This is a genomic window from Pedobacter sp. JCM 36344, from assembly GCF_046546555.1.
GTDB lineage: Bacteria > Bacteroidota > Bacteroidia > Sphingobacteriales > Sphingobacteriaceae > Pedobacter.
On record NZ_JBKHKK010000016.1, the window covers coordinates 98,571 to 107,479 of the forward strand.

Annotated in this window: 12 protein-coding genes; all 12 read left to right on the forward strand. The window is 39.7% G+C overall.

The window, feature by feature from the left end; translation table 11 throughout:
- Nucleotides 1-12 precede the first annotated feature (12 nt).
- Nucleotides 13-705 (forward strand): conjugal transfer protein TraI, encoded by a 693-nt coding sequence (locus ACHFIZ_RS15160; RefSeq protein ID WP_410887309.1) that lies wholly within the window; start codon nt 13-15, stop codon nt 703-705.
- Nucleotides 692-1,342, forward strand: a complete 651-nt coding sequence (locus tag ACHFIZ_RS15165; protein ID WP_410887311.1) for a hypothetical protein — start codon at nt 692-694, stop codon at nt 1,340-1,342. Before ACHFIZ_RS15160 ends, ACHFIZ_RS15165 begins: the two co-directional genes overlap by 14 nt.
- Nucleotides 1,329-1,964: a TerB family tellurite resistance protein gene (locus tag ACHFIZ_RS15170; RefSeq protein WP_410887312.1), complete on the forward strand. Its 636-nt coding sequence runs from the start codon at nt 1,329-1,331 to the stop codon at nt 1,962-1,964. Before ACHFIZ_RS15165 ends, ACHFIZ_RS15170 begins: the two co-directional genes overlap by 14 nt.
- 4 nt (nt 1,965-1,968) lie before the next feature.
- Entirely contained in the window at nt 1,969-3,141 is a 1,173-nt protein-coding gene (traJ, locus tag ACHFIZ_RS15175) for a conjugative transposon protein TraJ (RefSeq protein WP_410887314.1), read from the forward strand.
- A gap of 3 nt (nt 3,142-3,144) precedes the next feature.
- Nucleotides 3,145-3,765 carry a conjugative transposon protein TraK gene (gene traK / locus ACHFIZ_RS15180; protein WP_410887316.1) on the forward strand — a complete coding sequence of 207 codons (621 nt, stop codon included), beginning with the start codon at nt 3,145-3,147 and terminating at the stop codon, nt 3,763-3,765.
- Nucleotides 3,762-3,983, forward strand: coding sequence for a hypothetical protein (locus ACHFIZ_RS15185; protein WP_410887318.1), 222 nt, complete (start codon nt 3,762-3,764; stop codon nt 3,981-3,983). The genes traK and ACHFIZ_RS15185 overlap by 4 nt, the downstream gene beginning before the upstream one ends.
- A 23-nt stretch (nt 3,984-4,006) precedes the next feature.
- Nucleotides 4,007-5,068 carry a conjugative transposon protein TraM gene (traM, locus tag ACHFIZ_RS15190; protein WP_410887320.1) on the forward strand — a complete coding sequence of 354 codons (1,062 nt, stop codon included), beginning with the start codon at nt 4,007-4,009 and terminating at the stop codon, nt 5,066-5,068.
- A gap of 295 nt (nt 5,069-5,363) precedes the next feature.
- The gene (locus tag ACHFIZ_RS15195; RefSeq protein ID WP_410887322.1) at nt 5,364-6,356 is read left to right on the forward strand and encodes a hypothetical protein; all 993 of its coding nucleotides are present in this window, start codon (nt 5,364-5,366) and stop codon (nt 6,354-6,356) included.
- Nucleotides 6,357-6,874: 518 nt separating this feature from the next.
- Nucleotides 6,875-7,435 carry a hypothetical protein gene (locus tag ACHFIZ_RS15200; protein ID WP_410887324.1) on the forward strand — a complete coding sequence of 187 codons (561 nt, stop codon included), beginning with the start codon at nt 6,875-6,877 and terminating at the stop codon, nt 7,433-7,435.
- A 55-nt stretch (nt 7,436-7,490) separates the two neighbouring features.
- On the forward strand, nt 7,491-7,625 hold the full coding sequence (locus ACHFIZ_RS15205) for a hypothetical protein (RefSeq protein ID WP_410887326.1): 135 nt from the start codon (nt 7,491-7,493) through the stop codon (nt 7,623-7,625).
- Nucleotides 7,622-7,822: a hypothetical protein gene (locus ACHFIZ_RS15210; protein WP_410887328.1), complete on the forward strand. Its 201-nt coding sequence runs from the start codon at nt 7,622-7,624 to the stop codon at nt 7,820-7,822. The genes ACHFIZ_RS15205 and ACHFIZ_RS15210 overlap by 4 nt, the downstream gene beginning before the upstream one ends.
- Nucleotides 7,806-8,837 (forward strand): DUF932 domain-containing protein, encoded by a 1,032-nt coding sequence (locus ACHFIZ_RS15215; protein ID WP_410887330.1) that lies wholly within the window; start codon nt 7,806-7,808, stop codon nt 8,835-8,837. Before ACHFIZ_RS15210 ends, ACHFIZ_RS15215 begins: the two co-directional genes overlap by 17 nt.
- Nucleotides 8,838-8,909 lie beyond the last annotated feature (72 nt).

Below are 8,909 nucleotides of genomic sequence, written 5' to 3' on the forward strand. Positions count from 1 at the left end.
TTATTAAAGTATATGAGTAAAATAATAAAGACCTATATGGTGGTACTTCCATTGAGTGCAACCGTGCTGCTGACCGCATTGCCCACAGGGGCAAATGCGCAGTTGGCCATTGCCGAAGTAATTAAGGCAGGCATAAAAAAAGTGGTTAAAGCCATTGATCTTAAAGTTCAGCGGCTCCAAAATCAAACCATCTGGTTGCAAAATGCACAGAAAGTAATCGAGAACCAGCTTAACAAACTAAAGCTTGGCGAAATATCCGAATGGACTGATCGCCAAAGAAAATTGTACTCCAGCTATTATGATGACCTGACGCGGGTAAAATCAGTGATTAGCACCTACAAACGTATTCGCGATCTGGTGAGTACTCAGGCCGCTATTGTTCAGGAATATAAATGGGCATCGGGACTGTTTAAAAAGGATAAGCATTTTAGCGCAAGCGAATTGCTGCGCATGGAAGAAATTTACGAAGGCATCCTGAAGGAAAGTGTGAAGAATTTAGACCAGGTGTTTGTAGTTATCAGCTCGTTTAAAACACAAATGAGCGATGCCAAACGGCTGGAACTCATTAACGAAGCAGCAATGAAGATCGAGCAGAATTTTTCTGACCTGAGCGCATTTAACGATCAGAACATTGTGCTTTCAATTCAACGTTCAAAGTCCATTTTAGAAACCAAACAGCTAAAGGAGGTATATGAAATTAATTAAAAATGCACTATTCGTATTAATGGTTCCAGTATCCATGTTTACATGTATTGCCCCTGCTAATGCCCAGACTTTTGCAGAATGGTTTTCGCAGAAAAAAACACAGAAGAAATACCTACTTCAACAAATTGCGGCATTACAGGTTTACATAGGATATGCCAAGAAAGGTTATGAGGTTGTGGGCTCTGGACTACAAACGGTCAGGGATATAACAAGTGGTGAATTTGATTTACATAATGCGTTTATCACAGGGCTTAAAAAGGTCAGTCCAACCATACGAAATGATGTCAGGGTGGTTGAAATTATCAAGGTACAAGTCAGTATCATCAAAGCCTTTGGCACAATCAAAAACCATAAGGGTTTTAGCGAAGACGAGCTATCCTATATTTCCAGGTTAGCAGATGGAGTAATAAGTGAATGTTATACCGATCTGGAGGAACTGCTATTGGTCATTACTTCGGGCAAATTGGAAATGAAAGATGATGAGCGGCTAAAGCGACTGAACGCTATCCATGAAAGAATGTTAGACAAATCAAGTTTTACCCAATCGTTCTGTGGTGATGCAGCAATTATGATCCGACAAAAAGAAATGGAGCAACATGCCATAGATAATTTAAGGAGGTATTATGAAATCAATTAAAATGATGTTGTTGACCTGTTTGCTATTTATTTTGGGTTTTCAGCATTCCTTTGGACAAAGTACTGAAGTACAGCAGTTGACCTTGAACGTGGAAAAGCTATCACAGCTGAAGAACATCCTAAGAGATATGAAAAAGGGATACACCATCGTTTCTACTGGCTATAATTCCGTAAGAAATATCGCCAAAGGCAATTTTTCACTGCATGATTTGTTCTTGAACGGTCTTTGGTTAGTTAGTCCTGAAGTGAGAAAGTATTATAAGATCGCCGAAATTATCCGCTATCAAAAGGATCTAGTATTGGAGTATAAATCCGCCTTCAAACGCGTTGCAGCTGGCGGCACCTTCAATGTTTCCGAACTTAATTACCTGTCCAAAGTTTACAGTAAACTCTTTGATGAAAGCTTAGATAATCTGGACCAATTAGCAATGGTAATCACTGCAAATAAATTGCGGATGAGTGATGATGAACGGATGCGAGCCATTGATAAAATCTTTGCCGATACAGAAGACAAGCTCATTTTTCTGCGGGATTTCAATCAAAAGAACAGTATCCTGCACGTCCAGCGGCAGCATGAAAAAGCAGAAATCAATGGTTTAGGTAATTATTTTAAACCCAATTAAATTTATGAAAACAACATTTTTAATGACTGTATTTGTAACAGTCTTAGCTATGCTTTTGCCTAATATTCTGCTGGCGCAGGGCATCACGCAAAATATCAAGGGGCTACAACCTGTACTGGATAATGTTTACCGTGAGATGCTGCCACTTTGCAGTCAGCTCATCGGTGTAGCACGTGGCCTAGCTGGCTTTGGGGCGCTATGGTATATCGCCAGCCGAGTATGGCGACATATTGCCAATGCCGAACCAGTTGATTTCTATCCGCTATTGCGCCCATTTGCGCTCGGACTCGCAATCGTGCTTTTCCCGATGGTAATTGGCGTTCTCAACGGTGTATTGCAGCCAGTGGTTTCGGCAACAGGCAATATGGTAAAAAACAGCGAAAAAGCGATAGCGGCCTTACTGAAACAGAAAGAAGTCGCAGTTAAACAGAGCAAACAATGGCAGATGTATGTGGGTGAAAGCGGTAACGGTGATGATGATCGCTGGTATCGCTATACTCACCCTAAAGACCCTGAACGTACCGAAGAAGGCATGTTCGAGGGTTTAGGCAACGACATCAAATTTCAGATGGATCGCATGTCGTACAATTTTCGCAACAACATCAAACAATGGATGAGTGAAGTTTTACAGGTTTTGTTTGCCGCTGCTGCCCTCTGTATCAATACTATCCGTACTTTTTATTTGATCGTTATGGCCATACTTGGGCCATTGGTATTTGGTTTTGCAGTGTTTGATGGTTTTCAGCATACCCTCACTGTTTGGCTTGCACGCTACATCAACGTATTTATGTGGTTGCCAGTAGCGAACATATTCGGAGCTATACTCGGAAAAATTCAGGAAAATATGCTAAAAATAGATATTTCACAAATCGGTGAAGCTGGCGATACCTTCTTCAGTCCGAGTGATAGTGCTTATCTGGTCTTTATGGTGATAGGCATCGTCGGTTATTTTACCGTTCCGAATGTTGCTAATTATATCGTCCATGCAGGAGGTGGAAATGCCATGCTTCAAAAAGTCAATTCACTGGTTGTGGGTGGTGCAAGTTCGACTATGTCCGCTGGCAAATCAGCTACTGGGATGGTTGCAGATCGTTTCGACAACAGCCGTTCTAATCTATCACAAGGAATGGCAGAAGCATCAAGTAATGATTATTTCAAAGACAAAATTAAAAGCTAGCTTATGTTTACACAACTAAAAAATATTGATACTGCTTTTCAGCACATCAAAAAATTCAGCATTGCCTTTCTAATCTCTTGCCTTTTGCTTACTGTCACCATCACTTTCTTGTGCTTTAGTGAGATGCGAAAGGCAGATAACCGAATGCTGATTCTATACAATGGTAAAGTACTGGAAGCCTTCGCTTCTGAAAGAAAACAGAACTTGCCAGTAGAGCTTCGTGACCATATCAGGACTTTTCACAAATATTTTTTTACCCTTGATCCTGATGAAAAATCGATAACTGCGGGTGTTACCAAAGCTTTGTATTTGGCAGATAATTCAGCAAAGCAGGCTTATGATAATCTTCGGGAAGCTGGCTATTACAACAATTTGATTTCGGCCAATATTTCTCAGGAGATTGAGATCGATAGCATTCAGTTGGGAACTGAAGCACCCTATACATTTACATGCTACGCTACTCAAAAACTGATCCGCTCTAGTTCAACTGTACTTCGAAAGCTGGTTACTCGAGGGAATATTAGGGTACTTAATACCCAGACCGACAACAACCCACATGGCTTTTTAATACTTAGGTGGGAGACATTAGTAAACAACGATACAAACCCTAAAAATTCACCATGAGATTATTCAGTAAAAAAAGCAAGAGTTTAACTAGTCGGCAGGAACACTATGCAGGCAGGATTGCGAATAAAATATTAAATGCACAACGTCATACAGCCGATTACCTGAACAAAAAAACGGCACTATTGTCACCAAAAACATGGCTGATATTATTGATCGTATTCTGTGCTGCTTTTGGAAGCTGTTCTATGTTCCTGCTGATTCAAGCATTCTATTAATTATTAATCATAAAAAATTACAAATGACACAACAGAAAAAACAAAGAGTTGATCAGCAAACCATGATGCTGGTCTTATTTCCTGTCGCAGTAATACTGTCTGCCATCCTATTCTACGTGTTGGGCGGAGGTCAACCAGAGCAAATGGAAAGCGTAAAATCTGCAGGCATCAACACCCAGCTTCCCCAGGCGCAACTGGCTAAGGAGCAACCTGCAGATAAAATGGCCTACTATGATATGGCCAGACAGGATTCAGTACACAATGATACAGCAGGTCTAAGTTCTGCCGCAGAAAATCTTGGTTTTAACCGTAGGGAAAATGCACAGACCCAAAAAATTACTGAGAAATTGAACGCCATTAACCAAGTTTTGGCTACTCCAGATGTTATTCAACAGCGTTATTCACCTAATAATCTAATAGGGAATAACCCTACGCCAATCACCAAAGATGTTGACAGATTGGAAGCATTGATGAAAAACATGCATCAAAATGGAAATGATGATCCTGAGATGGCACAGCTCGGTTCTATGATGGATAAATTGCTTGCCCTGCAAAATCCTGAGCTTGCAAAAACATTGTTCAAAAAATCAGACAATGATAAGCCAGACAGCACATTTGCTGCTATACCTGCTATTATCGCAATTAGCCAAAAAGCTAAGCAGGGTTCGGTTGTAGAACTTCGCTTGCAAGACACCCTGATTATTAACGGACAAATTATCCCAAAAGGTCACTTAATTTATGGACTTGCCAGTTTCAGCAACCAAAGATTGAATTTAGAGGTCAAAAACATCCGTTTAGGTACTTCCATCATTCCTGTAAATATTACCGTATTCGATCAAAGGGACGGAATGGAGGGTATCAATGCGCCAGAAGCAATGTTAAATGATGCGCTAAAAGGTGGTGTCACTGATGCCGTTGGAAGTATCGGAATAACAGGTTTTGATTTGACCACTCAAATTGCAGGTGCTGGCATTGATGCTGCAAAGAGCTTATTCACCAAAAAGGTCAATAAGGTCAAACAGAACTTAAAGGCAGGCTACCCCCTACTTCTTCGTGACAATACCAAGCGCTCAAAGCAACAATAAGCAAATATAATTTAGGAAAGATGATCTAGTTTCCACTTAGGATTTCTTGTCGGAACTTTATATCGATGGATTTGAATTTGTGAGCTATGAAAGGGTTAGGGACGTCTACTGAGGCAATGAAATCTATTGCTTTATCCATCACAAAGATGCTGAGTTACATGCCCAGCTCAACGATGATTGGTGCGTGGAGCTGTTGCAACCACTACTAAAAAGTATGTTGGAAGTGACCAAAACGAACCACCTACCAGATATAGTGGAAACGGGACATTATTATTATTTAAACAATCAGAAGAACATGAACAGAAACTCATTAGAAAATTTTAAAATAGAAGCAGTGGGACTAAAAGTTCCTGAAAAAATGATTGCTGCCGCAGAGTCCATGATGGAACAGGGCATTGAAAAATTTGCCATTCGTGGACAAATTCCCGCTGATAAGGGCATGATGGATTTGACCATACACCTGAAAAAGTCTGGCCAATCAGATTATTACTACTTCAACAAATTTGATATCGCACATAGCAAGGCTAAGCCTTTGGAAAAGGAACACCAATACATGGTTATCACACCTGATGATAAGGGTAAAAACCTGATCCGAAAGTTTGATAGTGCTGCACAGGCAATGGACTTTTTCAGAGAACAGGCCAAATCATCAGAGCTTGCAACTGGCAAGGTAACCGATAAAGACTTGCAATACAGGGATACCCTAGCCACCATGAAAGATGGAAAGGTAGATTTTGTCAAAAAAGAGTTTCAACAAATTTTTTATAGCCCCGTGCTGAAAAACTCCCATTACATTGACCGCGGCAAAGGTTATACTGTAGAACAAGCCACCAATATGCTACAGGGGCGTTCCGCTTACCGAGATGATATGGTTAGTCGTGCAGGTGTACAGTACAAGGCATGGAGCGTTTACCAGTTCGATCAGGCAAAGGACAAATATGGTAACTATACAATTAAACAGTTTGGTGAAGGTTATGGCTTTGACTTGAAAAAAGAACTTTCCACCTACGGGATCAAGGAAATTGATAAAAAGGAAACAGCTGAAAAACTCGTTACCGACATTCAGAACGGCAATAAACCCTTGGTCAGCGTTATCGGACTTGATGGTGAAGAAAAGAAATTGAGGATTGAAGCAGTGCCAAGATACACCAATCTAAATTTCTTTGAGTTGAGCGGTAAACCTGTTAAGCGTGAGGATTACCGTAAGGATCAGGATTTGGGCAAAGATAATGGTAAGGATAAGTCAAAAAGTAAAAGCAAGGAGCAAGAAAACGAGATATCCATTTAAACTGTTATTCAGTAATATAATTTCTAAGCCTGCCGAAAAAATTTCGGCAGGCTTTTTTTGTATAAGAATCAAATTGTTTTGCAATTATTTTCAACGATTTTGAAATTGTATACGTAGCACTAACCTACCAAACGGATTTCGGATAAGTGCTCTGATCAAACCGCTTTGTTCCATTCTTCCACTCAGCCGCTTTCCAGAATTTTGCAAGAGTGACCTCCGTTCCTACAGCCACACTTGCTTGCCCTTGCTTAACACCAGGTAACTTTTGTCACCCTTGGATTTGATTGGTTTGGGCTGTTTGCGCAGAAAGTTCTGATTCGCAGTATCGTCAGAAAAGACCAAGCCCTACGGGTTTGCTCGAAAAAAATCTTCCCTGCTCGCTGCGCTCACGAGGTTTTTTTTTCGGCAAAGTCTTGTCTGCCATCCCTGCTCAATCAGATGAGGTTGCTTAACAAAAAGCCAGAAATGGCTCCTGCCGAAAGGTAGTAAGCAGGGTAAAACAATTTAATTTTTTCAAAATGGAAACTAAAGTAAAAGAAAACGGACAGGTAAACCAAAACACCGTTAAAACAGACAAAAACCAAAGATTTGTAGCAGGAAATCCTGTAAATGCAGTATCTAACAAATCAGAGCAGGAAAAGGAACAACCAAAACCCGAAACGGTTAAATCGCAAGAGCAAGTAAAAACGGAAATACCTGCAACCGTTAAGGAACAGGAAGCACCAAAGGCAGAGCTGACCAAAAAGGAAATAAAATTCCAGTTTGCGCAGGAAAGACCAGCATTGAATTTAGAGCAAACCCTTAAAAAAATCAAAGACCTAAACCGTCTGTCAAATCAAAGGGAGAAATTAATCGGTACAATCGATGAACTGGAAGCATTCGAGATTAAACAAGAAGATGAAGCCGAAGAAACCAGTTTAAACCACTTTCAGCGTTGCGAGTTGAAAATTACCGATGATAACGGCAACACGTTCAGCACCAAAAATCCATTTATCATTAATCAAGTGTCCAATAGTATTAAATCACTTTGCACCGATAAATTGGCAGAAGTTGAGGGACAAATTTCTTTAAATCTTTAAATCATTTGCGCCCCTAATTATCGGGGGCGCTTCTTTCACATTTAAAACTACAATTATGTTAGCAGCATTTATGGAATTTCTAGACGGCATGTATTGGGAAGGTTATGCAGAAGAGTTTGAGAATAGCAACCCGACCGTCTTTTATAATCAGTTTAGAGAGTTTAAAGCCAATTACAGTTTATCAATATGAAATACGAAACACTATTTATCATGGTTCGCGTGGCAGTCCATGCCGACCATACCAGTATTACTGAGATTGTTAATGAAATAGAAACACAATCAAAGCTTAGTTTAACCGATACCGCGAATGTTAATATACTGGAAACCGAAATCTTAGTATCAAGAGTTAGAAACCTTAAAAAAATCAATCATGGCACACAATCTTAATTATAATGAGCAGACAGGAAAATATAGTTTTATGTCTGTAAAACAACCCGCATGGCACAATCTAGGGCAACTAATAGAACATTATCCGACAAGTGCCGAAGCAATCGAATATGCAGGGCTTAATTTTGAAGTTACAAAAAGTCCCAATACACACGTATTGCCCAGTGGTATAGAAATCATTTCTGATAATTCATTTTTTACCTACCGAACAGATAATGAAACAGTTTTAGGCGATAAGGTCGGCAAGGATTATGAAGTAGTACAGAATACAGAAGCATTTAGTTTTTTTGATAGTATCGTTGGCGATCAGAATGGTATCAAATATGAAACCGCTGGCGCACTCGGCAATGGTTCAGTAATTTTCATTACCGCTAAACTACCCGATTATATCCGTGTAGGCCGTGAAGATTTAATAGAGCAATATTTAATGCTAACGTCTTCACATGATGGTTTAGGCAGTATCTGCCTATCTTTCACGCCTATCCGTGTTGTTTGCCAAAATACTTTGAACGCAGCTTTAAAAAACCATACTAATTTTATTAAGATACGCCACACCGCAAGCGCAAACGATAAGTTGAAACAAGCACACAAAATGTTGGGCATTACCAATATGCTATCGGTTGAAATGGAAGCAATTTATAATAGATGGTCAAGGGTGCGCATTAGCGATAAAGATGTAAAACGACTTATTCAAATGGCAATGGCACCAAATAAGGAAGTATTAGAAAAATTGCGTTCAGGTCAAAACGAAGCTTTATCAACCAATTATAACAACATAATCGACCAAGTCTATGAATATGCACAAGTTGCATCAAGCCAACAGATTGAAACCACCAAAGGGACTGTTTTTGGAGCTTACAATGCAGTAACGGGCTACTTTCAAAACGTCCGTAACTTTAGGGATGAGGAAAGCAAATTTAAATCCATTATGACTGGAACGGCATTATCGAGGACACAAACTGCATTTGATTTATGTACAGAGTTCACCAAATTAGGAGCAAGCGCATTAAACTAAAAATTCAATTAAGGGGGAGAAATCCCCTTTTCATTTAATTCTTATGGAAAGTTATTATTATATATATGGTAT

What these genes read in the sequence shown, in the direction of transcription:
- ACHFIZ_RS15160 (WP_410887309.1), top strand. Translation starts at nt 13, where the DNA reads ATGAGTAAAATAATAAAGACCTATATGGTGGTACTTCCATTGAGTGCA.
- ACHFIZ_RS15165 (WP_410887311.1), top strand. Translation starts at nt 692, where the DNA reads ATGAAATTAATTAAAAATGCACTATTCGTATTAATGGTTCCAGTATCC.
- ACHFIZ_RS15170 (WP_410887312.1), top strand. Translation starts at nt 1,329, where the DNA reads ATGAAATCAATTAAAATGATGTTGTTGACCTGTTTGCTATTTATTTTG.
- traJ (WP_410887314.1), top strand. Translation starts at nt 1,969, where the DNA reads ATGAAAACAACATTTTTAATGACTGTATTTGTAACAGTCTTAGCTATG.
- traK (WP_410887316.1), top strand. Translation starts at nt 3,145, where the DNA reads ATGTTTACACAACTAAAAAATATTGATACTGCTTTTCAGCACATCAAA.
- ACHFIZ_RS15185 (WP_410887318.1), top strand. Translation starts at nt 3,762, where the DNA reads ATGAGATTATTCAGTAAAAAAAGCAAGAGTTTAACTAGTCGGCAGGAA.
- traM (WP_410887320.1), top strand. Translation starts at nt 4,007, where the DNA reads ATGACACAACAGAAAAAACAAAGAGTTGATCAGCAAACCATGATGCTG.
- ACHFIZ_RS15195 (WP_410887322.1), top strand. Translation starts at nt 5,364, where the DNA reads ATGAACAGAAACTCATTAGAAAATTTTAAAATAGAAGCAGTGGGACTA.
- ACHFIZ_RS15200 (WP_410887324.1), top strand. Translation starts at nt 6,875, where the DNA reads ATGGAAACTAAAGTAAAAGAAAACGGACAGGTAAACCAAAACACCGTT.
- ACHFIZ_RS15205 (WP_410887326.1), top strand. Translation starts at nt 7,491, where the DNA reads ATGTTAGCAGCATTTATGGAATTTCTAGACGGCATGTATTGGGAAGGT.
- ACHFIZ_RS15210 (WP_410887328.1), top strand. Translation starts at nt 7,622, where the DNA reads ATGAAATACGAAACACTATTTATCATGGTTCGCGTGGCAGTCCATGCC.
- ACHFIZ_RS15215 (WP_410887330.1), top strand. Translation starts at nt 7,806, where the DNA reads ATGGCACACAATCTTAATTATAATGAGCAGACAGGAAAATATAGTTTT.